The 26,098-nt window shown below is 76.6% G+C and carries 23 protein-coding genes, 1 tRNA gene and 1 pseudogene; 12 read left to right on the forward strand and 13 right to left on the reverse strand.

All coding sequences use genetic code 11. The annotated features are described in order from the left end of the window. Positions 1–10: 10 nt before the first annotated feature. Positions 11–604 (reverse strand): large conductance mechanosensitive channel protein MscL, encoded by a 594-nt coding sequence (gene mscL, locus VER05_RS20060; protein ID WP_324847068.1) that lies wholly within the window; start codon positions 602–604, stop codon positions 11–13. Positions 605–644: 40 nt separating this feature from the next. Further along, entirely contained in the window at positions 645–1,490 is an 846-nt protein-coding gene (locus VER05_RS20065; protein ID WP_324847069.1) for an SAF domain-containing protein, read from the reverse strand. Positions 1,491–1,656: 166 nt separating this feature from the next. Here VER05_RS20065 and VER05_RS20070 point away from each other — a divergent pair, with 166 nt between their 5' ends. Next, positions 1,657–1,830 carry a hypothetical protein gene (locus tag VER05_RS20070; protein ID WP_324847090.1) on the forward strand — a complete coding sequence of 58 codons (174 nt, stop codon included), beginning with the start codon at positions 1,657–1,659 and terminating at the stop codon, positions 1,828–1,830. Positions 1,831–1,892: 62 nt separating this feature from the next. Here the strand turns inward: VER05_RS20070 and VER05_RS20075 are convergent. Both VER05_RS20075 and VER05_RS20080 read right to left on the reverse strand, forming a co-directional pair. Beyond that, a pseudogene (locus tag VER05_RS20075) lies at positions 1,893–2,147 on the reverse strand (FmdB family zinc ribbon protein); the annotation flags it as partial. Positions 2,148–2,155: 8 nt separating this feature from the next. After that, a complete protein-coding gene (locus VER05_RS20080) occupies positions 2,156–2,794 on the reverse strand; it encodes a 5-formyltetrahydrofolate cyclo-ligase (RefSeq protein ID WP_324847070.1) in 639 nt (212 codons plus the stop codon). Positions 2,795–2,896: 102 nt separating this feature from the next. Here VER05_RS20080 and glp point away from each other — a divergent pair, with 102 nt between their 5' ends. The 7 genes from glp to VER05_RS20115 all read left to right on the forward strand — a co-directional run bounded on the left by glp (position 2,897) and on the right by VER05_RS20115 (position 9,607). Beyond that, a complete protein-coding gene (gene glp, locus VER05_RS20085; RefSeq protein WP_324847071.1) occupies positions 2,897–4,120 on the forward strand; it encodes a gephyrin-like molybdotransferase Glp in 1,224 nt (407 codons plus the stop codon). Further along, positions 4,120–4,725: a GNAT family protein gene (locus VER05_RS20090; protein ID WP_324847072.1), complete on the forward strand. Its 606-nt coding sequence runs from the start codon at positions 4,120–4,122 to the stop codon at positions 4,723–4,725. Before glp ends, VER05_RS20090 begins: the two co-directional genes overlap by 1 nt. Positions 4,726–4,886: 161 nt before the next feature. Next, positions 4,887–6,041: a hypothetical protein gene (locus VER05_RS20095; RefSeq protein WP_324847073.1), complete on the forward strand. Its 1,155-nt coding sequence runs from the start codon at positions 4,887–4,889 to the stop codon at positions 6,039–6,041. Positions 6,042–6,102: 61 nt separating this feature from the next. Then, positions 6,103–6,175, forward strand: a tRNA-Ala gene (locus VER05_RS20100). 253 nt (positions 6,176–6,428) lie between these two features. Then, positions 6,429–7,946 carry an alanine/glycine:cation symporter family protein gene (locus tag VER05_RS20105; protein ID WP_324847074.1) on the forward strand — a complete coding sequence of 506 codons (1,518 nt, stop codon included), beginning with the start codon at positions 6,429–6,431 and terminating at the stop codon, positions 7,944–7,946. Positions 7,947–7,956: 10 nt separating this feature from the next. Continuing rightward, positions 7,957–8,514 carry a dihydrofolate reductase family protein gene (locus VER05_RS20110; protein WP_324847075.1) on the forward strand — a complete coding sequence of 186 codons (558 nt, stop codon included), beginning with the start codon at positions 7,957–7,959 and terminating at the stop codon, positions 8,512–8,514. Positions 8,515–8,575: 61 nt separating this feature from the next. Beyond that, positions 8,576–9,607: a bile acid:sodium symporter family protein gene (locus VER05_RS20115; protein ID WP_324847076.1), complete on the forward strand. Its 1,032-nt coding sequence runs from the start codon at positions 8,576–8,578 to the stop codon at positions 9,605–9,607. A 26-nt stretch (positions 9,608–9,633) separates the two neighbouring features. Here the strand turns inward: VER05_RS20115 and VER05_RS20120 are convergent, their stop codons facing one another. Then, positions 9,634–10,767 carry a DUF4349 domain-containing protein gene (locus tag VER05_RS20120; RefSeq protein WP_324847077.1) on the reverse strand — a complete coding sequence of 378 codons (1,134 nt, stop codon included), beginning with the start codon at positions 10,765–10,767 and terminating at the stop codon, positions 9,634–9,636. A 595-nt stretch (positions 10,768–11,362) separates the two neighbouring features. Here VER05_RS20120 and VER05_RS20125 point away from each other — a divergent pair. After that, positions 11,363–12,850 carry a family 20 glycosylhydrolase gene (locus VER05_RS20125; RefSeq protein WP_324847078.1) on the forward strand — a complete coding sequence of 496 codons (1,488 nt, stop codon included), beginning with the start codon at positions 11,363–11,365 and terminating at the stop codon, positions 12,848–12,850. A gap of 31 nt (positions 12,851–12,881) precedes the next feature. Here the strand turns inward: VER05_RS20125 and VER05_RS20130 are convergent, their stop codons facing one another. Beyond that, positions 12,882–14,735 carry a dolichyl-phosphate-mannose--protein mannosyltransferase gene (locus VER05_RS20130; RefSeq protein WP_414647667.1) on the reverse strand — a complete coding sequence of 618 codons (1,854 nt, stop codon included), beginning with the start codon at positions 14,733–14,735 and terminating at the stop codon, positions 12,882–12,884. A 108-nt stretch (positions 14,736–14,843) separates the two neighbouring features. On the opposite strand from VER05_RS20130, the gene rsmI reads away from it, so the two are divergent. Beyond that, positions 14,844–15,713: a 16S rRNA (cytidine(1402)-2'-O)-methyltransferase gene (rsmI, locus tag VER05_RS20135; protein WP_414647668.1), complete on the forward strand. Its 870-nt coding sequence runs from the start codon at positions 14,844–14,846 to the stop codon at positions 15,711–15,713. Positions 15,714–15,732: 19 nt separating this feature from the next. Here the strand turns inward: rsmI and aroD are convergent, their stop codons facing one another. Further along, entirely contained in the window at positions 15,733–16,533 is an 801-nt protein-coding gene (gene aroD, locus VER05_RS20140; protein WP_324847081.1) for a type I 3-dehydroquinate dehydratase, read from the reverse strand. 104 nt (positions 16,534–16,637) lie between these two features. Between aroD and VER05_RS20145 the strand changes: the two genes are divergently transcribed. Both VER05_RS20145 and VER05_RS20150 read left to right on the forward strand, forming a co-directional pair. After that, entirely contained in the window at positions 16,638–17,822 is a 1,185-nt protein-coding gene (locus tag VER05_RS20145) for an aminotransferase class I/II-fold pyridoxal phosphate-dependent enzyme (RefSeq protein WP_324847082.1), read from the forward strand. A gap of 157 nt (positions 17,823–17,979) precedes the next feature. Next, a complete protein-coding gene (locus VER05_RS20150) occupies positions 17,980–18,711 on the forward strand; it encodes a head GIN domain-containing protein (protein WP_324847083.1) in 732 nt (243 codons plus the stop codon). A 9-nt stretch (positions 18,712–18,720) separates the two neighbouring features. Here the strand turns inward: VER05_RS20150 and VER05_RS20155 are convergent, their stop codons facing one another. The 6 genes from VER05_RS20155 to VER05_RS20180 all read right to left on the reverse strand — a co-directional run. Further along, the gene (locus VER05_RS20155) at positions 18,721–19,665 is read right to left on the reverse strand and encodes a 4-(cytidine 5'-diphospho)-2-C-methyl-D-erythritol kinase (RefSeq protein ID WP_324847084.1); all 945 of its coding nucleotides are present in this window, start codon (positions 19,663–19,665) and stop codon (positions 18,721–18,723) included. A gap of 76 nt (positions 19,666–19,741) precedes the next feature. Further along, a complete protein-coding gene (locus VER05_RS20160; RefSeq protein ID WP_324847085.1) occupies positions 19,742–20,710 on the reverse strand; it encodes an rRNA adenine dimethyltransferase family protein in 969 nt (322 codons plus the stop codon). A 36-nt stretch (positions 20,711–20,746) separates the two neighbouring features. Then, positions 20,747–22,033 (reverse strand): ubiquitin-like domain-containing protein, encoded by a 1,287-nt coding sequence (locus tag VER05_RS20165; RefSeq protein ID WP_324847086.1) that lies wholly within the window; start codon positions 22,031–22,033, stop codon positions 20,747–20,749. 272 nt (positions 22,034–22,305) lie between these two features. Beyond that, positions 22,306–23,523, reverse strand: coding sequence for a ubiquitin-like domain-containing protein (locus tag VER05_RS20170; protein ID WP_324847087.1), 1,218 nt, complete (start codon positions 23,521–23,523; stop codon positions 22,306–22,308). 140 nt (positions 23,524–23,663) lie between these two features. After that, positions 23,664–24,656 (reverse strand): TatD family hydrolase, encoded by a 993-nt coding sequence (locus VER05_RS20175; RefSeq protein ID WP_324847088.1) that lies wholly within the window; start codon positions 24,654–24,656, stop codon positions 23,664–23,666. Between the two features lies 1 nt (position 24,657). Beyond that, positions 24,658–26,098 (reverse strand): methionine--tRNA ligase (locus tag VER05_RS20180; protein WP_324847089.1); only part of this gene is annotated, 1,441 nt, incomplete at its 5' end.

The raw sequence follows: 26,098 nt of genomic DNA on the forward strand, positions 1-26,098 counted from the left end.
CGGTGCGGGGTCAGGCCAGGGGCGGATGGCCCGGGGCGCCGGTGCCGGTGGAGCGGCCGGTCACGCCCGGACCCGCGGCGCCCGGCGCGCCCGCGGCACCCGAGGCGTCCGAGGTGCCGGGCGTGCCGGCGGTGTCCTGCCGGAGCGCCGGGCTCGACTGCGCGGCGAGCAGGTCGCGGATCTCCTGCAGCAGCAGGATGTCCTCGGAGGGGCGCGCGGGCTCCGCCTCGATCCCGCGCTTGCGGCGCTCCGCGAGCTTGTTGAGCGGCAGCACGATGACGAAGTAGATCGCCGCCGCGGTGATGAGGAACTGCAGCAGGGCGTTGAGGACCAGGCCCAGGTTGATCGTGGCCTCGTTGATCGGCCCGATCTTCCAGATCTCGGAGATGTCCGGCTTGCCGAAGATCATCGCGATCAGCGGGGAGATCAGCCCGGTCTGGATCGCGGAGATGACCCCGCCGAACGCGGCGCCGATGACGACACCGACGGCGAGCTCGATCGCGTTCCCGCGGGAGATGAAGTCCTTGAACCCCTGCAGCACCTTGCCGGCGCCCCTGGCACCCTCGGTCGCGGTGCGCAGGCCCTTGTTCAGTGCGTCGCTCATGCGGTGAAGACCCCCGGAGTGCTGCGGCGATGTGCTCGCATCATCCCACGATGACCGCGCTGAGCACCCGGGAGGCCGCCGCTCCGCTCAGGGCCACGGACTCCTCGGGGTCGACGGCGAGCAGCACCGGCGTGCTGTCGGTCGTCGTCGCGCCGCCGCCCAGGAGCCCGCCGCCGGAGCCGCCGTCGTCGGCGTCGCCGCCCGGGCGCGCCAGCACGACCGCGGCCCGCGCGAGCCGCGTGGCCTCGTCGCCCTCGTGCAGCGCGGCCGCCACCACGTCGACCCGCATGCCCGGCGCCAGGACGTCCGCCACGCCGGCGTCCGCGAACCGGACCGGCACGACCACCGTCCCGGGCGGCCCGGTGGCGGTGTCGTCCACCAGCAGCCCGGCCACGAGCGGCAGGCCCGCCGGCACCGCGACCGCGAGCCGTCGTCCGGCCAGCACCTCCACCGCCGCCGCCCCGGCCGAGCCCGCGCCGGCCCCGTCGTCCCCCGCGCCGGCGGCGCCCCCGTCACCCGCCGCGCTCCCGTCCCCGCCGGCACCCGTGTCGCCGCCCGCGTCGGCTCCCGTTCCGGCTCCCGCGTCGCCCCCTGGCTCGCCCCCCGACCCGCCGTCGTCGGCCAGCCCCGCCACCAGCCCCGCCGGTAGCAGCGCGCGCGGCACCTCGGCGAGCCGCACGTCCCCGGGCGCCAGGACCGTGCCGAGCGCCAGGTCCCGCGCCGCGACCGGTACCCGCGCGGTCGGCGGGTCCGCGGGCCGGAGCAGGCCGACGGCGACCAGCGCGGCGAGCCCCCCGCACAGCGCGGTCAGCGGTCGGCGGGCGCGCCAGGCCAGGAGGCGGAGCCGGCGGCGGACGGCCTCGGGCAGCGGGTCGGTGAGGGGCACGCGGCCGATGTTAGGCAGCCCGCGGGGCGGCGCCGGGCCCGCCGGTCGACCGGCTGGGGACGACGCACGTCCGCGCGGGCTGTGCAGGACTCGGCGCCCGCTCGGCGCGCGGGGTCCGGGCCGGGGCCGCGGCGGGGCGGCCTCCGGGCGTCAGCTCGCGGCGGGCTTGGCGGCGCTCGTGGTCGAGGACGACGACGTCGACGCGGCGGGCGCCGAGGCCGGCGTGCTCGTGGTCGACGAGGTCGACGACGACGCGCTGGAGGACGACGCGCTCGAGGACGACGAGCTGCTGCTCGCGGACGTCGTGGAGCTCGAGGTCGACCGCGAGTCGTTGCGGTAGAAGCCCGAGCCCTTGAACACGACGCCGACGGAGGAGAACACCTTGCGCAGCTTCCCGCCGCAGGCGGGGCACTCGGTGAGCGCCGCGTCGCTGAACGACTGGTGGATGTCGAAGGCGTGGCCGCACTCGGTGCAGGTGTAGGCGTAGGTGGGCACTGCTGTCTCCCGCGGATGACGTGACCTGGGCGGACGGGAGCCGGTCGCCGGGCGGTCCCGCCCGCGCCCCTGGCACTCCCTCTGTCCGAGTGCCAATGATACGCGCGCCCGCGATATTCCACGTCGGGCGTCCGCGGCGGCCGGGCGATCGGCCCCGCGCACGCCCGCGGTCAGCCCCCGAGCCGGACCCAGCGCTCCGGCGTCGCGACGATGTCGACGGTCCGGTCGTGCGGCTCGTGCGGCAGCGGCCGGGTCGCGGCGTCGTACAGCTCCTCGGCGAACACCAGCGCGACGATCGGCGTCCCCGGCCGGGCGTGCGCGAGCGCGCGGTCGTACCAGCCGCCGCCCTGCCCGAGCCGGTTCCCGGCGGTGTCGACGGCGAGCGCGGGCGCGACGATCACGTCGACCTCGGCGATGGCGTCGGCGCCCAGCGACGGGCCGGACGGCTCGGGCGGGCGACCGGGCGCGCGCTCCAGGAGGTCGTGCCGCCCGGCGAACCACGCCCACTCGCGCTGCAGGCCGGCGCCGAGCACGGGGAGCAGCACCCGGGCGCCGCGCGCCGCGAGCGCGTCGAGCAGCGGGCCCGTGTCGGGCTCGGTCGGCCGGGCGCTGTACGCGGCGACGACGCCGGCGTCGGCCAGGGCGGGGATCGTCTCGACGACGTCGACGAACGCGTCGGCCGCGGCGGCCCGCAGGCGGGGCGACCGGGCGCGCCTGGCGGCGCGGATCGCGGCCCGGAACTCGTCCTTCACCTCGGTGATGCTGCTGCCGTCGGAGACGTGCGGGTACGGCTGGGCAGCGGCGCTCATGGCACCCAGTCTCGCAAATCGGCCCGGTGCCGGGTAGGACCAAAGGGGTTGCGCGGCGCGGCCGGTGGGCGGCGGGCGGTGCGGGCCGGGCATGATGCGGGCATGAGATCCGTCCAGGACCAGCTCGCGGCGGTGCTCGCCGCGGTGGGACCGGTGGCCCCGCTCGACGTCGTGCTCGCCGACGCGGCCGGCACGATCCTCGCCGAGGACGTCGTGGCGCCGGCGGACGTGCCGGCGCGGCCGGTCGCCGCGCGCGACGGCTACGCGGTGGCGACGGGCGACCTGCGCGGCGGCGTCCCGGGCGCGCCGCTGGTGCTGCCCGTGGCGCACGACGTGCTCGCGGGCGACCCCGCGGCGCTGCGCCTCGCACCCGGCCAGGCGGTGCGGATCGCGTCGGGCGGGCCGGTGCCCGCGGGCGCCGACGCCGTCGTGCCGGCCGAGGACACCGACCGCGGGGCCGTGCGGGTCGCGCTGCACCGGGTCCCGGCGCCGGGCGAGCACGTCCGCGCCGCCGGGACCGACACCGTCCGCGGCACCGTGCTGCTGGCGGCCGGGACCCGGCTCGGCGCCCGGCAGCTCGCGACCGCCGCGGCGGCCGGGCGCGGCCGGCTCCGGGTGCACCCGGCCCCGCGCGTCGTGATCGTCTCGATCGGCTCCGAGCTCGCCGAGCCCGGCACCCCGCCGCGCGACGGCGGCGTGTACGAGGCGGCGGGCCACGCGCTGGAGGCGGCGGTCCGGGACACCGGCGCGACCCCGGTCCGCGCCGGCGTGGTGCCGGACGACCGCGCGGTGCTCAGCGAGGCGCTCGAGGACCAGCTGGTGCGCGCGGACGTCGTGGTTACGACCGGCGGGCTGTCCGAGTCGCAGCACGACACCCTCGCCGACGTGCTCGCGCCGCTGGGGACGGTGCGGTTCGACCAGGTGGCCATGGCGCCCGGCTTCCGGCACGGGTTCGGCACCCTCGGCGACGGGCCGCACGCGGTGCCGCTGTTCGCGCTCCCCGGCCACCCGGTGGCGTCGCAGGTGGCGTTCGAGGTGTTCGTCCGCCCCGCGCTGCGGGCGATGGCGGGGCACACCGACCTGTTCCGGCCGTCGGTGACCGCGCGGGCGGACGTGGGCTGGCCGTCGCCGGAGGGGGTGCGGCAGTTCGTGCCGGCCGCCGTGGTCGGGACCCCCGGCGAGGGCTACCGGGTGACGCCCGTCGGCGACCCGGGCGTGCCGTCGATCACCGGGTTCGCGCACGCGAACGCGCTCGCCGTCGTGGGCGAGCAGGACTCCGCCGTCGTCGCCGGGCAGGTCGTGCACTGCCTGGTGCTGGAGGGCTGATGCCGCGCGGCTGGCCCGTGGCGCTGACCGACGGCGACGTCCGGCTGCGCCCGCTGCGGCGCTCCGACGAGGCGGCGTGGATGCGGCTCCGCGCGGTGAACGCGGCCTGGCTGGAGCCGTGGGACGCGACGTCGCCGGAGCCCGTGACGGGCCGGCGGCCGACGTTCGGGCAGTTCGTCCGCACGCTGGACCGGCAGGCGCGGTCGGGCACGTCGCTGCCGTTCGCGATCGACCACGCGGGGGAGCTGGTCGGCCAGCTCACCGTCTCGGGCATCACGTACGGCTCGCTGTACTCGGCGTCGATCGGCTACTGGGTCGCGCAGCAGGTCGCGGGGCGCGGGATCACGCCGACGGCGGTGGCGCTCGCGACCGACCACTGCTTCACCGCGCTCGGGCTGCACCGGGTCGAGGTCAACATCCGCCCGGAGAACCGGCCGTCGCTGCGGGTGGTCGAGAAGCTCGGGTTCCGGGACGAGGGCCTGCGCGAGCGGTACCTGCACATCCAGGGCGCGTGGTGCGACCACCGCACCTTCGCCCTGACGACCGAGGACGTCCCGCGGGGGCTGCTCGCGCGCTGGCACGCGCGCCGCTCGTCCGACGTCTGACCGTTCCGTCCGCTCTGCCCAAGTTCGTCCCGGAATCGGGCGGGTATGGCAGGCTGTCCCCGGCGCGCCGAATGACATCCGTGTGATTTTCACGCGGCACGCCGCTCGACACGCCGCGACGGGTCCGGGGCCGGTGCCTGCGCCGCACCTACCGTCGTGGAGTGTACGAATTCGCCGGACCAGCCGCCCTCGTGGTGGTCGGCCTGTGGATCGCGTACCTGGTGCCGCACAAGCTGCGGCACCGGCAGCAGCTGCTGGAGTCGCGGACCGACGACCGGTTCTCCGACGCCCTGCGGGTGCTCGCCGTGACCGGCCCCGAGGGGTCCGGCCGCCGGCGGCGCGCGGAGGTGGCGGGGGGAGTCCGGCAGGACTGCGGCCCGGTGGAGAAGCGGGCCGGGTTGCTGACCCCGGGGACGGGGAACCGGCTCGCGAGGACGGAGAGGGGAGGGGCCGAGGTGGACCGACCGCACGGGACCCAGGACAGGATCGGCGCCGACGCCGCCCGTCGTGCCGCGCAGCTGCAGGCCGCCCACGCCGCGGCGACCGCCCGCCGGGGCGCCGCCGCGCGCCGCCGCGGCGCCCTCGCCGGCGTGCTGCTCGCCGCCACCGTCGTCGGGTGGGTCGTCGCGGGTGTCACCGCGCTCGGCGTGCTCGCCGGCGTCGTGCCGACCGTGCTGCTCGCCGGGGTGCTCGGCCTCGGCCGCCGCGCCGTCGTGCAGGGCCGCCTCGCCGAGGACGAGTGGCAGCGCCGGATCCACGAGGCCACCGCGCCGCTGCGCGAGCGCGCCGCGCGCCCGGGCCGCAAGGGCGCCGCCGGCCGCGCCGTGCACCCGTCGCTCACGGAGACCCAGGCGATCGAGCGCGTGCGCGCCGACGCCCCGGTCCGCACGTCGACCCGGGTCCGGGACGGCGGGCGCGAGGGCGACTCCTGGACGCCGGTCGCCGTGCCGCGGCCGACCTACGCCACCAAGGCCCCCGCGCCGCGCCGCGAGCCCGCACCGCTCGGCGAGGTCGAGGGCTCGACGCACGCCGCTCCGGCGCGCCGCACGACGGCGACCCCGGACGAGGCGGCCGCGACCGCCTCCGCCGCCGAGGCGCCGGCCGTCGCGGCGACGGGCACGGACGGGTCGGCGGCGGCCGCGCCCGGCGCGCCCGCCGCGCCCGCGGGTGCGACCCCGGCCCGGGCGCCCGCGTCCGCGTCCGCCGACGCTGCCCCGGCCCGCACCCCCGGGACGACCGCTCCGGCGTCCGAGGAGCCGTCCGGCTCGATCGACCTCAACGCGGTCCTCGCCCGCCGACGGGCGGCCGGCGCGTAGGGCCGCGACCAGCGGTGTCGTGAGCACCCCGGAACGGGTGCTAGGCTGATCACCGCTTCAAGGGGCTGTGGCGCAGTTGGTAGCGCGTCTCGTTCGCAATGAGAAGGTCAGGGGTTCGAATCCCCTCAGCTCCACCTGAAGGCAAGGCCCGGGATCATCGATCCCGGGCCTTCGTCGTTCCCCGGGCCGGTGTCGTCGCCGCCCCGCCCACTCAGGCCCCGGCCCCGACACCACCCAGCGGGGCGCGGCGCGAGCACCTAGGTCGCTCCGCCCGGACCGACCGCGCGCCACTCAACGGCCCGCCCGGCGGCCGGTGGGGGCCGGGTCCGGCGCCATCCTCGGACGGCGCCCGGGACGAGCCCGCGCGGTGGGACGAGGGAGTCGCGGATGGACGGCATCGCCGATCTGGTGGGGCAGGTGAGCGACGGGCTGTGGACCTGGCTCCTGGTGCCGGTGGTCGTCGGCGTCGCGCTGTACCTGACGATCCGGTCGGGGGTCGCGCAGCTGCGCTGGATCCCCGAGATGTTCCGGACGATCGGTGACCGGAGCACCCGCGACGCCGACGGGCGCCCGCAGTCGGTCTCCGCGTTCCAGGCCTTCACGCTCTCGGCGGCGTCCCGGGTGGGCGTCGGCAACATCGCCGGCGTCGGGACGGCGATCGCGATCGGCGGCGCGGGCGCGGTGCTGTGGATGTGGCTGATGGCGTTCCTGGTGGGCGCGAGCAGCCTGTTCGAGTCCGCGCTGGCGCAGCTGTTCAAGGTCCGCGACCGCGGGTCGTTCCGCGGCGGCCCGGCGTACTACATCGAGCGCGGGCTCGGCAGCCGGCGGGCGGCGGTGCTGTTCGCGGTGATCCTGGTCGTCTGCTTCCCGTTCGCGTTCAACTCGCTGCAGGCCAACACGTTCGCGGCGACGGTGGTCGGGGTCAGCGGCGGCGACGCCGGGCCCGGCTGGGTCCCGTGGCTGGTGGGCGCGTCGGTGGCGGCGCTGACCGCGCTGGTGATCTTCGGCGGGCTGCGCCGGATCGCGCACGTCTCGCAGGCGACGATCCCGCTGGTGGCGCTGGTCTACCTGCTGGTGGGGCTCGTGGTGGTGGCGATGCACGCCGACCGCGTCCCGGACGCGCTCGCCGCCATCGTCACGGAGGCCTGGGGCGGCTCGCAGGTCGCGGGGGCGACGCTGGGCACGATCATCATGACCGGCGTCCGGCGCGGCATGTTCTCCAACGAGGCGGGGCTCGGCTCCGTGCCGAACGCCGCCGCCACGGCCGCGGTGACCCACCCGGTCAAGCAGGGCCTGGTGCAGACGCTCGGCGTCTACTTCGACACCTGGCTGGTCTGCTCGATCACCGCGTTCATCATCCTGGTGCCGGGACCGGACCTGACCGACGCCCCGCGCGGCGTGCACCTCACGCAGACCGCGCTGGCGGACGCCCTCGGCTCGTGGACCGGCGTCCTGCTCGCGGTGATCATCTTCCTGCTCGCGTTCACGTCGATCCTCGGCAACTACTACTACGGCGAGTCGAACCTCCGGTACATCTCGGCCCGCCGGTCGACGCTGCAGACGTTCCGGGCGCTGGTCGTCGTCGTGGTGCTCGCCGGCTCGGTCGCGAGCGCCGACCTGGTGTGGAACCTCGCGGACGGGCTGATGGCGGTCATGGCGCTGATCAACCTGGTGGCGCTGCTGCTGCTGTCCCGGCTCGGGCTGGCGCTGCTGCGCGACTACGGCGACCAGCGCCGGGCCGGCCTGGACCCGGTGTTCACGCGGGACCGGCTGCCGCCCGGGGTCACCGGCGTCGAGTGCTGGGAGGACGAGGAGACGGTGCGGGGCGGGGGCGCGGCGCCGCGCGGCACCGGCCGGCCGGGCGGCCGCAGGGGCCGGGCCGGCCGTGTCGGTGGTCGGCGCTAGCGTCGGCGGCATGCGGGTGATCTACAACACGGCGACGTCGCTCAGCGGGTACATCGCGGACGAGCAGAACTCGCTCGCGTGGCTGTTCGCGGTCGACTCCGCGACCCAGCCCGACCACGAGGCGTTCCTGTCCGGCGTCGGGGTGCTGGTGTCGGGCTCGACGACCTACGAGTGGGTGCTGCGCGAGGAGGACCTCGTCGCGCACCCCGAGAAGTGGCCGGCCTACTACGGCGCGCGGCCCTACTACGTGTTCACCAGCCGCGACCTGCCCGTGCCCGCGGGGGCGGACGTGCGGTTCGTCCGCGGGTCGGTGGCGGAGGCGCTGCCGGCGATCCGCGAGGCCGCGGGCGCGCTCGACGCCTGGGTGATCGGCGGCGGCGACCTCGCGGGCCAGTTCCTCGACGCCGGGGCGCTGGACGAGGTGCAGCTCAGCGTCGCGCCCGCGGCGCTCACGGGCGGGGCGCCGGTGCTGCCGCGTCGGGTCGGCCCGGACCGGCTGCGGCTGCGGTCGGCGGAGCGGTTCGACCAGTTCGCGCACCTGACGTTCGACGTGCTGCCGCCGGCCTGACGACCCGCCCGGGGCCTGGACACCGGCGGGCGCGGTCGGCCCTCGATGGCAGAATGAACCGGTGCCTGAAGCGATCCCGTCCCGACCGGGCCGGTGGTCCCGGGCCTGGTCCGCGACCAAGACGTGGGTGGACCCGCTCGTCGTCATGATCGTCGCGGTGTTCCTCCTGGGGCTGTTCGCCCCCGCGTCCGGCGGCTTCGCGACCGGCCTGGACCACGTGACCACCGCCGCCGTCGTGCTGCTGTTCTTCCTCTACGGCGCCCGCATGGCGACCAGCGAGGTCTGGGACGGCCTCAAGAACTGGCGCCTGCAGGGCGGCATGCTGGCCTCGACGTACCTGCTGTTCCCGGTCCTCGGGCTCGCGGTCCAGGTGCTGCCCGACTCGCTGCTGCCGGCCGACCTCAAGACCGGGCTGCTCTACCTCTCGCTGCTGCCGTCGACCATCCAGTCGTCGGTCGTCTTCACGTCCATCGCGCGGGGCAACGTCGCGGGCGCGATCACCGGCGCGACCGTGTCGAACGTGCTCGGCATCGTCCTCACCCCGCTGCTGGTGGGCGTGCTCATGTCGCGGGCGGGCGGCCCCGTCGGCGGGTCGGCGGGCTCGACCCTGCTGCAGCTGCTGCTGCCGTTCGTGCTCGGGCAGATCCTGCAGCCGAAGATCGGCGCCTGGGTCCGGGCCCACAAGCCGGTCACGCTCATCACCGACCGCGGGACGATCCTGCTCGTCGCCTACGGCTCGGTGTCCGAGGCCGAGGCGTCGGGCGTGTGGGACGACCTGACGGTCGGCGTGCTCGTGGTGCTCGTCGCGGTGTGCGCGGTGCTGCTCGCGGCGATGCTGGCCCTCACGTGGAGCGGCGGTCGCGCGCTCCGGCTGTCCCGCGGCGACCGGATCGCGCTGCTGATGTGCGGGTCCAAGAAGAGCCTCGCGACCGGCCTGCCCATGGCGAACGTGCTGTTCGGCCCGGTCGCGGCCGCCGGCGTCGCGCTGCCGGTGATCGTGTTCCACCAGCTGCAGCTCGCGACCTGCGCCGTGCTGGCGCGCCGGCTCGCGGCCACCGACCCGGAGCCCGACCCGGTGGTCGCGCGCGCCTGACGCGAGCGACCCGCGGCCGGCGGCCGTCAGCGCGGCGCGCCCGCGCCCACCGGCTGCCGCTCGTCGGGCCCGGGGGCGCCCGGCTCCGGTGCGGGGCCGTCCGGGCTGTCGGGCCCGTCCGCGCCACCGCGCCCGCCGGGGCCGCCCGACCCGCCGCGCCCGGTCGGCCCGGCGGTCCCGTCCGCGCGCCGCCGGAGCGCGCGCCGCACCGCCAGCACCGCGGCGAGCACCGCCGCCCCCACCGCCAGCCAGGGGAGCAGCACCCCGAGCACCGTCACGACCCCGCCCAGCACCGTCACCAGGGCCGACCAGCCCGCCGCGAGCCCGCCGAGGAACCCGGACGGCGACCCGTCCTCGGCCGGGTCCGGCTCCGCGGCCGTGGCCGTCCCGGGCGGGGTCCAGATCGAGATCCGCAGCGTGGACAGCGCCACCTGCTCGGCCATCCGCGCCCGCTCCGACTGCAGCTGCTCGAGCGACGCCTGCCGGTCGGTGAGCGTGCCCTCGGCCTCGAGGACCTCCTGCCGCGTGGTCGCGCGGTCCAGCAGGTCCTCCATCCGCGCGACCGACAGCGTCATGGCCCGGATCCGGGCGTCGAGGTCCTGGGCCGCCGCGGTGACGTCGTCCGACGACAGGTCGACGTGGTCGACGTCGCCGATCTCGTCGAGCGCCTCGAGCAACCCCGTCACGCCGTCCGCGGGCACCCGGACGGTCAGGTCGGCGGTGGCCTCGGTGCCCTCGTCGGCGCGCGCGGCGGTCTCCCGCCGGGCGTCGACACGGCCGCCCGCCGCCTCGACCTCCGCCACGACCGCGTCGGCGGCCGCGCGCGGGTCGGGGCTGACCAGTCCGGCCTCGCCCGTGGTGACGACCTGCCGGCCGCCGGCGTCCGCCGCGGACAGCCCGACGCCGCCGGTGCCCGACGCGACGTCGCCGGCCGCGGCCGCGCCGGCCCCGGCCGCGCCGGCCTCGGCCGACCCGCCGGCGTCGGCCCCCGCGTCCCCGGCCGCGCCACCCGCGCCACCGGCGCCGCCCTCCGCCCCGCCGACGACCCGCTCCGAGCCGCCCTGCGGGTGGTCCGCCGTCGAGGCGGCGTCGTCCCCGCCGGCGCTGCACCCCGCGAGGAGCAGCCCGGCCAGTGCGAGCCCGCCGAGCACTCGCGTCACGTCCGTCCCCGTCGCGCGGCCGGTGGTGCGGCCGCGGCCCGTCCCTGGTGTCCGCATGGCCCGGACAGTAGGGGCGCCGGGGTGGGCGCGGGGGGCCGTCACCGGCACAGATGCCCGATCGTTGCCCGCCGGGCCCCGCCGCGTCCGTCCCGTGACCTGCCCGCGTCCGCCCCGTGACCCTCGGCCGCACCGCCCGTGCCCGCGCCCACCCGCGGCACCCCCGACAGTGGAAGGTTCTGACGGACACGCCGACGGCGTGTCCGTCAGAACCTTCCACTCCAGGCAACCCGGGCGGCGCGGCAACCCGCGCGGCGCGGCAACCCGGGCGGCGCGGCAACCCGCGCGGCGCGGCAACCCGGGCGGCGCGGCAACCCGGGCGGCGCGGCAACCCGCGCGGCGCCGCCCGGCCCCGCCCGGTGCCGCGAACAGCCCCCCCGAGGGGCCGCGCGTCCCGGCCCGGGACCGCACCCCGCGCCCCGCGCGCAAAACCCGTCCCGCGCGCCGCCCCACGGGAACGGACGAACCGGGCACACTGGTGCGCGGGGGCCGGGCCGTTGCGCGCCCGTGTTCAGACCCGCCGCCCGGAAGGACCGTCGTGCCCGCTCCGACCACACCCCTGCGACTCGTGCCGGCACCGCGGCTGGTGCGCGAGGCCGAGGGTGCGCCGTTCGTCGTCTCGGCCGCCACCACCGTGACCGTGGGCACGGGGCCCGCGGAGGTCGCGCTGGGCGTGCTCGCCGCCGAGCAGCTCAGCCGCATCTCCGGCAGCACCGTCGAGGTGCGCTACCGCGACGTGGCCGAGCCGACCCAGCCGGGCGACGTCGCGTTCGTGCTCGACCCGGAGCGCCTGTCCGGCGAGCAGTACCACCTGGACGTGGCGTCCGACCTGGTCCGGGTCGCCGCCGGGACGCCCGAGGGGCTGATGCGCGGGCTCGCGACGCTGCACCAGGTGCTGCGCCCGCACGACGGGACGTTCGCCGCCTGGCCCGTGCACGTCGAGGACGAGCCGGTGCACGGCTGGCGCGGGCTGTCGGTGGACGTGGCGCGGCACTTCTTCGGGCCGGACGACCTGCGGGTCGTGGTCGACCTGATGGCCGCGTACAAGCTGAACGTCCTGCACCTGCACCTGTCGGACGACCAGGGCTGGCGGCTCGACCTGCCCTCGCGGCCGGAGCTCGCGGCGCGCTCGGGCGGGACCGCCGTCGACGGCGACCCGGGCGGCTTCTTCACGACCGAGGAGTTCGAGGCGCTGGTGGCGTACGCCGCGGCGCGGGGCGTGCGGGTGGTGCCGGAGATCGACGTGCCGGGGCACGTGAACGCCGCGCTGCACGCGTACGGCGAGCTCACGCCGTCGGGCGAGCCGGCCGAGGCGTACACCGGGATCGAGGTCGGCTTCAGCCGGCTGACCGCCGACCTGCCGACGACCGAGCCGTTCCTGCGGGACGTGTTCGGCGACGTCGCCGCGGTGACGCCGGGGGAGTACGTGCACATCGGCGGCGACGAGGTGCACACGATGGAGCGCGACGAGTACGCGCGCCTGGTGCGGATGGCCTCGGACGCGGTGCGCGCGGCGGGCAAGCAGGTGGTCGGCTGGCAGGAGATCGCCACGACGCCGCTCGAGCCGGGCACCGTCGTGCAGTACTGGGACACCCGGATGGACCCGGCGCCGATCGTCGCGGCGGCGCAGGCCGGCGCGCGGCTGCTCATGTCGCCGGGGTCGAAGGCCTACCTCGACATGAAGTACGACGCGGGCACGGCGCTCGGCCTGGAGTGGGCCGGGCACATCGAGCTGCGCGACGCCTACGCCTGGGAGCCGACCGCGCTGGTGCCGGGGCTGCCCGAGGGCTCGGTGATCGGCGTCGAGGCGACCGTGTGGACCGAGACGCTGCGCAGCCTCGACGACCTGATGACGATGCTGCTGCCGCGCCTGGCGGCGGTCGCCGAGGTCGCGTGGACGCCGGCGGACCGGCGGGACTGGGACGACTTCGCGACCCGGGTCGCGGCGCACGGGCCCTACTGGGACGCCGAGGGCTTCGCCTGGTACCCGAGCCCGCAGGTCGACTGGCACGTCGACCTGTCCTGAGCGGGACGCGGCCGGGCGCCGGGGCCCGGCGTCAGATCCAGGACCGCAGCCACATGTGGACGTGCCAGAAGTCGTACGGCACGACCCACGCGGTCCAGATCGGGTAGAAGAACGCGCTGACCGCCACCACGACGACCAGCACCGCCGTGGTGGCGACCAGCCCCCGGCGGCGCTGCCGCTCGTCCCGCGCCTGCACCAGCAGCGCGAGCCCGTACGTCAGGGTCAGCACCACCCACGGCGTGAACGCGATCGAGTAGAACGTGAAGATCGTCCGCCCGGTGTACTGGAACCAGGGCAGCCAGCCGGCGGCGATGCCGGACAGCACCGCGCCCGCGCGCCAGTCGCGCCGGACGAGCAGCCGGTACAGGGCGACCAGCAGCGCGAGCGCCCCGAGCCACCAGATCACCGGGTTGCCGAGCGAGGTGATGGCCTGCGAGCACGCGTCCGCCTCGCACAGGTCCCGCGCGGCCGACCCGGTCAGGCCGGAGACCTCGGTGGGGTAGTAGAACGACGTGGGCCGCCACTGGATGATCCAGCCCAGCGGGTGCGCGGCGTAGGCGTGCTCGGCGGTGAGGTGGGTGTGGAACTGCCACATCTCGGTGTGGAAGTGCCACAGCGACCGCAGCGCCGGCGGCAGCCAGGTGACGCCCTCGCCGGGGTTCTCGACCGCCCACTGCCGCAGGTAGGCGCCGGGGTGCGCGAACCAGGACGCCCAGGTGCCGAGGTACGTGCCGGCCGCGGTGAGCACCATGATGAACCCCGCCGGGACCGCGTCCCGCCACAGGGTCGCGGGCAGCCACGCGCGCACCCCGACCGACCGCCGCGCGGTGGCGTCCCAGGCGACCGACAGCAGCCCGAACACGGCCAGGAAGTACAGGCCGGACCACTTGGTGCCGATGCACAGGCCCAGCAGCACCGCCGCGGCGAACCGCCACCACCGCCAGCCGAGCCGCGGGCCGAGGCCCAGCTCCGCCCCGGAGTCGAGCACCGCCGCCGTCCGGGCCGCGAGCCGGCGGCGCGCCTGGTCCCGGTCGAGCAGCAGCGCGCCGAACGCGGCGAGCGCGAAGAACATGACGACGTTGTCCAGCAGGCCGGTGCGCGCGTGCACGATCGCCTCGCCGTCGACGGCCATCAGCAGGCCGGCGACGGTGCCGAGCGCGGTCGACGCGAACAGCCGGCGGGCGATCCGGGCGACCATGAGCACCGCGAGCGTCCCGAGCACGGCGCTCGCGAGCCGCCAGGCGGTCGCGGACCCGATCCCGCCGCCGAGCTGGATGCCCAGTGCGATCAGCCACTTGCCGACGGGCGGGTGCACGACGTACTCCGGCGACGTGCCGAGCGCGGAGCCGTCGCCCTGCGCGAACAGCGCGTTGGCGTCGTCGCCCCAGGAGCCCTCGTAGCCGAGCCGCAGCAGGGAGTACGCCTGCTTGACGTAGTAGGTCTCGTCGAAGACCAGCTCGTGCGGCCGGCCGAGGTTCCAGAACCGGAGCACGCCGCCGAGCAGCGTGACCGCGAGGGGCCAGAGCCAGCCGGTCAGCCGGGCGCGCCGGGTGGCGTCGAGCAGCAGGGTGCGGGCGCCGAGCAGCTGGACCAGCAGCCGGTCGTGGGTGGAGAGGCCGGGGTCGTCCTCGCGGTCGGGGTCCTCGCCCGCGCGGACGACCAGCGTCCCGGATGCCGGCGTCGGGACCGCGTGGCCGTGCCTGCCGGTGCCCTCGGGCGTCCCGCCGCCCTGGTTCGCGGCGGCGTCCGTCGCGGGCGCCGGGGCGTCGTCCGCACCCGGCGGGACGACGGGCGGGAACCGCCGCTCGGACCCGTCCGGCCCGGCCGCGGGGTCGCGGGGTCCCGGCACGTCGGGCTCGGGGTCGGGCTGCGGCACGGTCGCCATCGTAGGGGCGTCGCCTGGGCGGGACCTGCGCGGTCGGGCCGCCGGGTGTGCCGGAGGGGCGGCGCCCTGGGGCGCCCGCGGTCGGCCGACCGCCCCGGAGGTGGCAGGCTGGCCCGCGTGACCCCTCAGGCTCCCGGCACCGGCCGGCTCGTGCTCGCGGCGACCCCGATCGGCGACGTGGCGGACGCCTCGCCCCGGCTGCGCCGGCTGCTCGAGGAGGCCGACGTCGTCGCCGCGGAGGACACCCGGCGGCTGCGGGCGCTCGCCGCGCGGATGGGCGTCGCGGTCGGCGGCCGGGTGGTCAGCCACCACGAGCACAACGAGGCCGCGACGACGCCCGAGCTGCTCGACGTCGTCCGGGGCGGCGGCACGGTCGTGGTGGTCACGGACGCGGGCATGCCCGCGGTGTCCGACCCGGGGTTCCGCGTCGTGGCCGCGGCGGTCGAGGCGGGGCTGACCGTCACCGCGGCGCCCGGCCCGAGCGCGGTGCTGACCGCGCTGGCGCTGTCCGGGCTGCCGACCGACCGGTTCTGCTTCGAGGGCTTCCCGCCGCGGAAGCCGGGGGAGCGGCTGCGCGCGCTGACCGCGCTCGAGCGCGAGCCGCGGACCATGGTGTTCTTCGAGGCCCCGCACCGGCTGGCGGCGACCCTGGCGGACATGGCGACGGCGTTCGGCGCCGAGCGGCCCGCCGCGGTGTGCCGGGAGCTGACCAAGACCTACGAGGAGGTCGTCCGGGACGGGCTCGGCGCGCTGGCGGCGTGGGCCGCGGCGGGCGAGGTGCGTGGCGAGATCGCGGTCGTCGTGGCCGGGGCGCCCGCGCGCGAGGTGGCCTCCGAGGCGGACCTCGTGGCCGAGGTGCTGGCCCGGGCCGACGGCGGCGAGCGGCTCAAGGACGCCGTCGCCGAGGTGGCGCAGGTCGCGGGCGTGCCGAAGCGCGACCTGTACGCGGCGGCCCTGGCGGCGCGCTCAGGGCGCTGACCGGCCCGCCCCGGGTCCGTCAGCCCCCGTGCACCACGTCGAGCGCGGCCCGCAGCGCGCCGATCTCGACCTGCCCGGGCGCGGACGCCGCCCCCACCGTCCCGAACGTCGCCGCCGACCCGAACACGCCCCCGGCGACCCGCGAGGCCACGCCGGTGCCCGCCATCGACATCGTGATGACCGGCCGGTCGGTGCGCCGCGCCGCGTCCCACGTCGCCGCCAGCAGGGTGAGCACGTCGCCCGGGTCCCGCGGCATGACCGCGATCTTGAGCACGTCGGCGCCGCGCTCGGCCATGAGCAGCAGCCGGCGCACGATCTCCTCCCGCGCGGGCGTGCCGTCGAAGTCGTGGTTCGACGCGACGACGGGCACGCCCCCCGCGTGGGCGAGGTCGACCAGCGTCCGCACGGTGCCGGGCTCCCGCATGACCTCGACGTCGAGCAGGTCCGCCGCACCGGTGGCGAGGACCGCGCGGTAGACCGCGACGTAGGCGTCGTCCGTGACGTCCGCCAGCCCGCCCTCGCGCGCGGTCCGGGTCGTGACGAGCAGCGGCAGGTCGCCGAGCGCCTCCCGCAGCGCCGCCCCCGCCGCGGCGGCGGCCGACGGCGTCGCCCGGCCGCCGTCGAGGTGGTCCACGCGCCACTCGACCACGTCGGGCGCGACGGCGACGACCGCGGCGGCCTGCGTGAGCAGCTCGTCGACGGTGCCGCCGGTCAGCGGCACGATCACCTTCGGTCGGCCGGTGCCGATCGCGGTGCCGCGGACGGTCACCGGGACGGGCGCGGGCGCCGGGGTCGGCGCGGGCGCCGCGGTGCTGGTCATGGGTGGGGTCCTCCTCCGCCGGACGCTCCGCCGGACACTGCATCATGCCGGTTCGCCGCGCGCGGCGCGTACCCCCGCACCGCCGGGCGCACTAGCGTCGGGCCATGGAGTTCCGTCGCATCCCCGGCCTGCCGCCCTACGTGTTCACGATCATCGACACGCTCAAGGTCGAGGCGCGGCGCGCCGGCCGCGACGTGGTCGACCTCGGCTTCGGCAACCCGGACCTGCCCAGCCCGCAGGTCGCGGTCGAGAAGCTGGCCGAGGCGGCGCACAACACCCGCAACCACCGGTACTCGGCGTCCCGGGGCATCCCCAAGCTGCGCCAGGCGGTCGCCGACCACTACCTGCGCCGGTTCGGCGTCACCCTGGACCCGGACACCGAGATCATCTCGACGATCGGTGCCAAGGAGGGATTCAGCCACCTCATGTGGGTGCTGCTGCAGCCCGGCGACGCGGCGCTGGTGCCGACCCCGTCGTACCCGATCCACATCTGGGGCCCGTACTTCCCCGGCGCGGACGCGCGGCAGGTGCCGATCGGGGACGGCACGGACGGGGCGGGCTACGTCGACCGGGTGATGGAGGCGTGGGACCTCGGCTGGCCGAAGCCGCGCGTGGTCGTGCTGTCGTTCCCGCACAACCCGACGACCAGCACCGTCGAGCTGCACGACCTGCAGCGGCTCGTGGACTGGGCGCGGGAGCGCGACGTCGTCCTCGTGCACGACCTGGCGTACGCCGACATGTGCTTCGACGGCTGGACGCCGCCGTCGATCATGCAGTGCGTGGGGGCGACCGAGGTGGCCGTCGAGCTGTACTCGATGACCAAGTCGTACTCGATGGCGGGCTGGCGGGTGGCGTTCCTGGTCGGCCGGAAGGACGTGGTCGGCGCGCTCGCGAAGCTCAAGTCCTACCTCGACTACGGCACGTTCCAGCCGATCCAGATCGCCGCGACCGTCACGCTCAACGAGGCGACCGAGTACCCGGCCGAGCTGTCCGCGGTCTACGAGAGCCGGCGGAACGCGCTGGTCGACGGGCTGGCCCGGATCGGCTGGGACATGCTGCGGCCGCGCGGCACGATGTTCGCCTGGGCCCGCATCCCCGAGCCGTACCGGGACATGGGGTCGATCGAGTTCGCCGAGATGCTGGTGCGGGACTGCGACGTCGCGGTGTCGCCGGGCGTCGGGTTCGGGCCGGGCGGCGACGGGCACGTGCGGTTCGCGCTGATCGAGAACGAGCAGCGGATCGGGCAGGCGGTGCGCGGGCTGCGCAGGGGGCTGACCCGGCTGGGCTGACCCCCGCCCGCGCCGCCGGGTCCGCGGGTCCCCCAGGGTCCGTTCAGGGTCGCCTCAGGGGCGTACCGGATGCCGCCCGTGCGCCCCGGCCTGGGAGGCTCGGACGTGACGGCGCGCGGGACCTCCCCCGCGGCCGCGGCAGCACGAGGGGACGGACATGCGCGGCACCAGGACGACGGCGGCCCGGGCGACGACGGCGGCGGCCGCGGGGGCGGCGCTGGTGCTGGGCCTCGCGGCGTGCGCGGGCGGCCCGAGCGGGCCGACCGTGACCCGGGAGGTCGAGATCGAGGACGTGACGGCGGTGCAGCTCGCGACGGCGGGCGACCTGACGATCCGGCGCGGGTCCACCCCGTCGCTCACGGTCACGGCCCACGAGGGCACCCAGGACCGGCTGGTCTCCGAGGTGCGGGACGGCGTGCTGGTGCTCGACTCGCGGGGGTCGTTCGGCGGCGGCTCGTGGGGCGACGTGTCGTACGAGCTGGTGCTGGGCGAGGTCGGCGAGCTGGTCGTGTCCGGCTCCGGCGACGTGACCGCGGACGACGTCACCGGCGACGCGGTGCGGCTGTCGGTCGAGGGCTCCGGCTCGGTCGACCTGACGGGCGTCGACGCCGAGAGCGTCGCGCTGCGGGTCGCCGGCTCGGGCGACGTCGAGCTCGACGGCCGGACCGGCTCGCTCGCGCTCGGGATCGAGGGCTCCGGCGGCGTCGACGCGGACGGGCTGCGCGCCGACGAGGTCGACGTGTCGATCGAGGGCTCCGGCGACGTGGAGGTGCACGCGACCCGGCGGCTGGCCGTGCAGATCGAGGGCTCGGGCTCGGTGTCCTACGCGGGCGACCCGGAGGTCACCCAGCAGATCGAGGGCTCGGGCGACGTCAGCCGGGGGGACTGACCCGGCCGGTCACAGGACGTCCGACCCCGCCACCAGGCGCGCGCCCGGGACCGGGCCCGACGCCGTGAGCACGGAGTCCGCGACGCCGGCGGCGGTCATGGCGGCCGCGATCACGAGCGCGTGCTGCCGGCTGCGCGCGAGGGCGGCCACGGTCGGGCCCGAGCCGGAGACGACGACGCCCAGCGCCCCGGCGTCCTCGGCGACGGCCAGCGTCTCGACCAGGCCGGGGGCGAGCTCGACGGCGGCGTCCTGCAGGTCGTTGTGCAGCAGGGCGCCGAGCGCGGGCGCGTCGCCGGCCCGCAGCGCCTGCAGCAGTGCGACGTCCGCGGCCGCGTCCAGGCCGTCGCGGCCCGCGGCGAGCTGGTCGAACTCCTCGTAGACCCGCGGCGTCGACAGGCCCGCGTCGCGGACGCCGAACGCCCAGTGGTACTCGCCGCGGCTCAGCGCGGCGGTCAGCAGGTCGCCCCGGCCCGAGCCGACCGCGGTCTGGCCCATGAGCAGGAACGGGACGTCGGAGCCGAGCTCGGCGGCGACCTCGTGCAGCTCCTCGCGGCTCAGCGCCGTCCCCCAGAACGCGTCGCAGGCGAGCAGTGCGGCGGCCGCGTCGGCGGAGCCGCCCGCCATACCGCCGGCGACGGGGACGCCCTTGTGCAGGTGCAGGTGCACGCCGTCGTCGATCCCGGTCCGGGCGGCCAGCGCGCGGGCGGCCCGGAGCGCGAGGTTGCTCGCGTCGGTCGGGACCAGGTCGGCCTGCGGGCCGGAGACGGTGACGCGCAGGTCGGGGGACGCGGAGGCCACGACGTCCTCGTAGACCGACACGGCCTGGAACACGGTGGCCAGCGGGTGGTAGCTGTCGGGGCGGCGCGGGCCGACGCGCAGCGACAGGTTGACCTTGCCGGGCGCCCGGACGCGGACCTCACGGCCGGTGCGGGGGGCGAGGCGCAGGTCGGTCACGGGAACCACTGTGCCAGGTCCGGGCGCGTCCGGCGCGTCCCGCGGGCGACGGACCGGCGGGCGGCGTCGGGCGAGGTCAGCCCGCCGCGGGGGCGCGCAGCTGCTCGGCGACCCGGGCGAACGCGGCCACGTCCACGGCCTCGCCGCGGGCCTGCGGGTCGACCCCGGCGGCTTCGAGGGCGCGGGTCGCCGCCTCGGACCCGCCGGCCAGGGTCGCCAGGGCGGAGCGCAGCATCTTGCGCCGCTGGGCGAAGGCCGCGTCCACGACCGCGAACACCTCCTCGCGGGTCGCCGTGGTCGCCGGCGGCTCGCGGCGGTCCAGGCGCACCAGCGCGGAGTCGACGTTCGGCACCGGCCAGAACACCGACCGGCCGACGGTGGCGGTGCGGCGCGCCGCGGCGTACCAGGCGGCCTTGACCGACGGCACGCCGTAGGTGCGGCTGCCGGGCGGCGCGGCGACCCGGTCGGCGACCTCGGCCTGCACCATGACCAGCACCCGCTCGAGCGACGGGAACTGCTCGAGGAAGGTGAGCAGCACCGGGACCGAGACGTTGTACGGCAGGTTCGCGACCAGCGCGGTCGGCGCGCGGCCGGGCAGCGCGCGCACGTCGAGCGCGTCGCCGCGGACGACCGTGAGCGAGGGGTGCGGCGGGGGACCGGGGTCGGCGCCGCCACCCGCGGCACCGGGCACCGGCACGTCGGGCAGGTCCACCGTGTCCACGACCGCGCCCGGCACGTGCCGCCGCACGGTGTCCGGCAGCAGACCCGCGAGCACCGGGTCGATCTCGACCGCCACCACGTCGGCGCCCGCCTCGAGCAGCCCCAGGGTCAGCGAGCCGAGCCCCGGGCCGACCTCGACCACGCGCTCGCCCGCGACCACGTCGGCCTGCCGGACGATCTTGCGGACGGTGCCGCCGTCGAGCACGAAGTTCTGCCCGAGCGTCTTGGTCGGGCGGATGCCGGCGCGCTCGGCGAGGGCGCGGATCTCGGCCGGACCGAGCAACGGCCCCGCCGCGGGTGCGACGGGGCCGGTGCTGGAGGACATGCGGGCGAGCCTACCCGGCCGCCCGCGGGTGCGGCGTCAGCCGAACAGCCGCGACCCGCACACCGGCCACTGGCCGGCGCCGGAGCGGTTGTACAGCATCTGCGCGCGGGCGGTCTGCTCGTCCGCCGAGGCGTCCGAGGGCAGCCCGGTGCCGCCGACGGCGTTCCAGGTGGCGACCGAGAACTGGTACAGCCCGTGGTACTTGCCGGACGCCGAGACGATCGACGGGTTGCCGCCCGACTCGCACGCGGCCAGCGCGGCCCAGTTCAGGCCCGCCGCGTCGCCGCCGCCGACCGCCGGGGTGCCCGCGGCGGGCGCGGAGGACGACGCCTTCGGGGTGGTCGCGACCGGCTTCTTCTTGGTGCCGATGTTGGTCACCTGGTCGACCGGCGCCTGGGTCACGCCGTCGGACAGCGGCTCGCGGCCGGTCTCGACGCCGTCGACCGTGGTCACGCGCTCGACGACGGTCCGCACGCCGGGGACGCCGGCGGTGGTGACCTTCGAGTCGCCCACGTACAGGGACGCGTCGTTCTGCTCGACGGCGTTGAACGGCACCTCGTGCGTGGTGGTGACGTCCTGGATCACGACCCGGTTCACGATCACGGTGACGGTGCCGCCGGCGCGCTGCACGCTGACCCGGTCGAGCGGCTGGAGCGTGACGTCGAGGGCGTCGAGCGCCTCCGCGACCGTGGTGCTGCCGTCCGGGACCGGGTGGGTCGCGCCGTCGATCTGCACCGCGGCGGGGCCGTCGAGCGTCAGGTCGAGCGACAGGTCCGGGCGGCCGCCGGCGGCCGAGCGGGACGCGACCAGGCGCACGTCGTCGCCGCGGGTCGCGAGCATGGTGAGCGCCTCGTCGGCGGTGAGCGCGGTCGTCCAGACCGTCTGCTCGGCGCCGTCGGCGCTGATGGTCACCTGGTGCGCGTGCCGCACGACGACATCGACGCCGTCCTGCAGGGCGCCCGACGGGGTGACGGTGTCGCGGGAGCCGAGCTCGAGCTTCTGCTCGGCCAGCAGGCCGTCGACGCTGCCGGAGAACGTCGAGACGGTGGTGGTGACCCCGTCGACGTCGAGGGTCACGGTCTTGTGGGCGTCCGCGACGGCGACGCCGCCGGTGGCGAGCACGACCACGGCGGTCGCGGCGCCGATCAGGCGCACGCGACCCCGGCGCGACCGGCGGTCGCCGTCGGGCTCGGTGCCGGCGGACCCGGGGTCCGTGTTGTGGACGATGCGGGTGCGGAGGGCGGCGGGCGTGGCGGCGAGGCGCGTGCGGGCGCGACGGAGGAGGGAGGTCACGTGGTTCCAGACGACGGCGGTCCCGGGCACGGGAGGCGGGTGCTGCGCGCGTGGGCGCCGCCCGCCGGTGCCCCCGGGCCTGACGGCCCCGCGGCTGCGGCGGCACCTGGAGGGAGGTGCCGCACCCGGCGGTCCCGGATCCCCGATCCGGCGGTCATGCCCCGCGCACTGCTGCGCGGGTGCGCTCGCGGGGGGAGGGCCCCGGTCTGTCACGAGCGACACGCGACCGTAACCCATTCGTGACCATGTGCCAAGTGCTCGGCGCGAGGTCCCAGGTCAGCGGTCCGGGCGGCAGGGCCCCGTCAGTACCAGCCCTTGGCCTGGGACGCCGACCACGCGCCGCACGGCGTCGAGTAGCGACCGCCGATGTAGTTCAGGCCCCAGGTGATCTGCGTCGCCGGGTTGGTGCGCCAGTCCGCGGCGACGCTCGCCATCTTCGACCCGGGCAGCGCCTGGGGGATGCCGTAGGCGCCCGACGAGCGGTTCTCGGCGTCGACCCGCCAGCCGCTCTCCTTGTTCCAGAGCTGCACCAGGCAGGCGAACTGGTCGTCGCCCCAGCCGCGCTCGGCGGCGAGCTGCTTGCCGATCTCCTGCGCGCTGCCCGGGGTGACCGAGACGTCCACGCCCGAGGCGAGCTCCATCGTGCCGACCTTGACGACCTGGGTGACCGGCTCGACGGTGATCGCCGAGGCCACCACCTGGCGGTCCACCACGGCGCCGCCGACGGTGGCCGTGCTGTACGTCGTGGTGCGGACGCCGGCGCGCCCGGGGGTCGCGACCTTGCGGGTGCCCGTGACGAGCGTGGGGTCCTCGACCTCCTGCTCCTCGAACGGCACCGCCTCGGTGACGGTCTCGCCGGTCGTGGCCGCGCGGGTCACCATGACCACCAGGCCGTCGGTCGCGGTCGCGTCGAGCGGGACGGACACCCGGTCGCCCTCGTTCAGCACCAGGCCGATGTCCCGCAGGGCGTCCCGGACGGTCCCGCCGCTGGTCAGGCCGTCGATGACCTGGCCGTCCACCGCGAGGTGGATCGTCTTCTGGGTGGACACCCGCAGCACGTCGCCGCGCTCCAGGTCCGCCGACCGGGACGCGGAGAGCAGCGTCTCGTCGTCGCGCAGGCCCAGGCCCTCCACGGCCTCGCCGACCGTGAGCGCCGTCGTCCACACGGTGCGGTCCTGGCCGTCGACCTGGACGTCGATCTCCCGGCCGTGCCGGACGACGATCTGCGCGCCGTCGCCGACGGTCTCGCCGAGCCCGGGGGCCACCAGGTCGCGGTCGCCCACCTCGATGTCCCCGGCGGCGAGCACCTGCCCGACCGTGCGGCCGAACGCGCTCACCTCGGTGGACACGCCGTCGACCTCGACCGTCACGGTCTTGTGCAGGCCGACGAACGCGGTGGTCGCGCCGGCCACCAGCGCGAGCGCGAGGCCCTGGGCGCCGTACCGGAGCGCGCGCGAGCGGCGGTCGGTGCGGTGCGTCGGGCTCGACGCGAGGACAGCGGACGTCTCGGGCGCAGGCACGCGGGGGGCTCCAGCAGGTCGGGTCGGCGGGAGGGAGGGACTCACGCCGGTACAGCCTCCCGACCGTAACCGATTCGTGACCGTGAGGGGAACCCGGGATCCGCGCGATCACCCCTCCGGGCGGGGGCGGGCGGGCCCGGTCACCAGGTGCCGTAGACGCGCTCCGCGGTGGCCGCCAGCGCCGCGCAGGCGTCGGCCAGGGGGAGGTCCCGCTCGGCGGCCAGCCGCCGGACGGTGTGCGGGACCAGGTACGGGGCGTTCGGGCGGCCGCGGAGCGGGTGCGCCGTGAGGTAGGGCGCGTCGGTCTCGACGAGCAGCAGGTCGAGCGGCAGCGCGCGCACCGCGGCGCGCAGGTCGTCGTTCGCCCCGTACGTCACCGGGCCGGCGACCGACGCGTACCAGCCCTCGCGGGCGCACACCTCGGCGAGCGCCGGCCCGCCGGAGAAGCAGTGGAACACCGTGCGCTCGGGAGCGCCGTCGCGGAGCAGCACGTCCACGACGTCGTCGTGCGCGTCGCGGTCGTGGATCTGCAGCGCCAGGCCGATCTCCTTGGCGAGCGCGACGTGCGCGCGGAACGCCTCCCGCTGCACCGCGCGGCCGCGGGGGCCGGCGCGGAAGAAGTCGAGGCCGGTCTCGCCGATCGCGCGCACCCGGCCGTTCGCCCGGGCGACTTCGGCCACCCGGGCCAGGGCGCCGTCGAGGTCGACGTCGTGCCGCGGCTGCGGGGCCGGGTCCAGCCCGTCGGGCGCCACCTCGTGCACGCCCGCGTGCAGCACGGCCTCGTTGGGGTGGATCGCGACGGCGCCGAGCAGGGCGCGCCGGCCGGGGCGGAGCGGGGCCGGGGCGTCCGCCAGGTCCGCGGCGGCGTCGCCGTCCACGCGCAGCACCGCGTCGGTCCACGCCACGGCGTCGAGGTCGCAGCCGACCTGCACCACGCGCGGCACGCCGACCGCGGCGGCCCGGTCCAGGTGGTCGTCCAGCGTGGCGGGGGCGGGCTCGTCGCCCGCGTCCGCGCCCGCCTCCGCGACGACGCCCAGCACCGACTCGAGGTGGGTGTGGTCGTCGACGACGGGGACGGGCAGCGGCTCCGGCGACGGGGCCCAGCCGGTGGGCCGGTTGCGGCTGCGCGCCACCTCAGCCCTGGCGCAGGCGGTCGAGCTCGGTCTCGACGACGTCGTCGTCGAGCTTGGTGAACACCGGCGTCGGCTTGTCCACGGGCGTGCCCGGCACGACGGCGCGCGGCCGCCACGCGGGCACGGTCTCGCCGAGCCGGTAGTCGCCGGTGATCACCGGGTACTGCCGGGACGCGTCGTCCAGGTCGGTGACCTCGTCGATCCGGGGGAGCGGCGAGAACGTGCCGGTGCCGCCCAGGGCCTCGTGCACGGCCTGCGCCGAGTGCGGCAGGAACGGCGAGAGCAGGGTGTTGCAGTCGCTCACGGCCTGCGCCGCGGTGTGCAGCACCGTGCCCAGGCGGACCGGGTCGTTCTTCAGCTTCCACGGCTCGGTCTCGGAGATGTACCGGTTGGCCTCGCCGACCACCCGCATCGCCTCGCCGATCGCCGCGCGGTGCCGGTGCGTGCCGATGAGCTCGCCGACCCGGCCGAAGGCCGTCGTGGTGGTCGCGAGCAGGTCCTCGTCGCGCGTGGTGCGCGGGCCCGGCTCCGGGATCGCGCCGACGTTCTTGTGGATCATGCTCGCCGTGCGGTTGACCAGGTTGCCCCAGCCCGCGACCAGCTCGTCGTTGGTGCGGCGCTTGAAGTCCGCCCAGGTGAAGTCGGCGTCCTGGCTCTCCGGGCCCGCGGTCGAGATGTAGTACCGCAGCGCGTCCGGCTGGTAGCGGCTCAGCATGTCGCGGACGTAGATCACCACGCCGCGCGAGGAGGAGAACTGCTTGCCCTCCATCGTGAGGAATTCGGACGACACGACCTCGGTCGGCAGGTTCAGCTTCCCGTAGACGCCCGGCTCGCCGCCCTTCGACCCGCCCCCGGCGTAGCCGAGCAGCTCGGCCGGCCAGATCTGCGAGTGGAAGGTGATGTTGTCCTTGCCCATGAAGTAGTAGGACAGCGACTCCGGGTCGGTCCAGAACTGCCGCCACGCGTCGGGGTCGCCGGACCGGCGCGCCCACTCGATCGACGCGGACAGGTAGCCGATGACCGCGTCGAACCACACGTAGAGCCGCTTGGACGGGTTGTCCTCCCAGCCCGCGAGCGGGATCGGGATGCCCCAGTCGATGTCGCGGGACATGGCGCGCGGGCGCACGTCGTCCAGCAGGTTCAGCGAGAACTTGAGGACGTTCGGGCGCCACTCGGTGCGGGTGCGCAGCCAGTCACCGAGCGCGTCGACGAACGCCGGCAGGTCCAGGAAGAAGTGGTTCGACTCGACGAACTTCGGGGTCTCGCCGTTGATGCGGCTCCGCGGGTTCTTCAGGTCGATGGCGTCGAGCTGGTTGCCGCAGTTGTCGCACTGGTCGCCGCGGGCGCCGTCGTAGCCGCAGATCGGGCAGGTGCCCTCGATGTACCGGTCCGGCAGCGTGCGGCCGGTCGACGGGCTGATCGCGTTCATGGTCGTCTGCTCG

The organism is Cellulomonas sp., assembly GCF_035634735.1.
Lineage (GTDB): Bacteria > Actinomycetota > Actinomycetes > Actinomycetales > Cellulomonadaceae > Cellulomonas.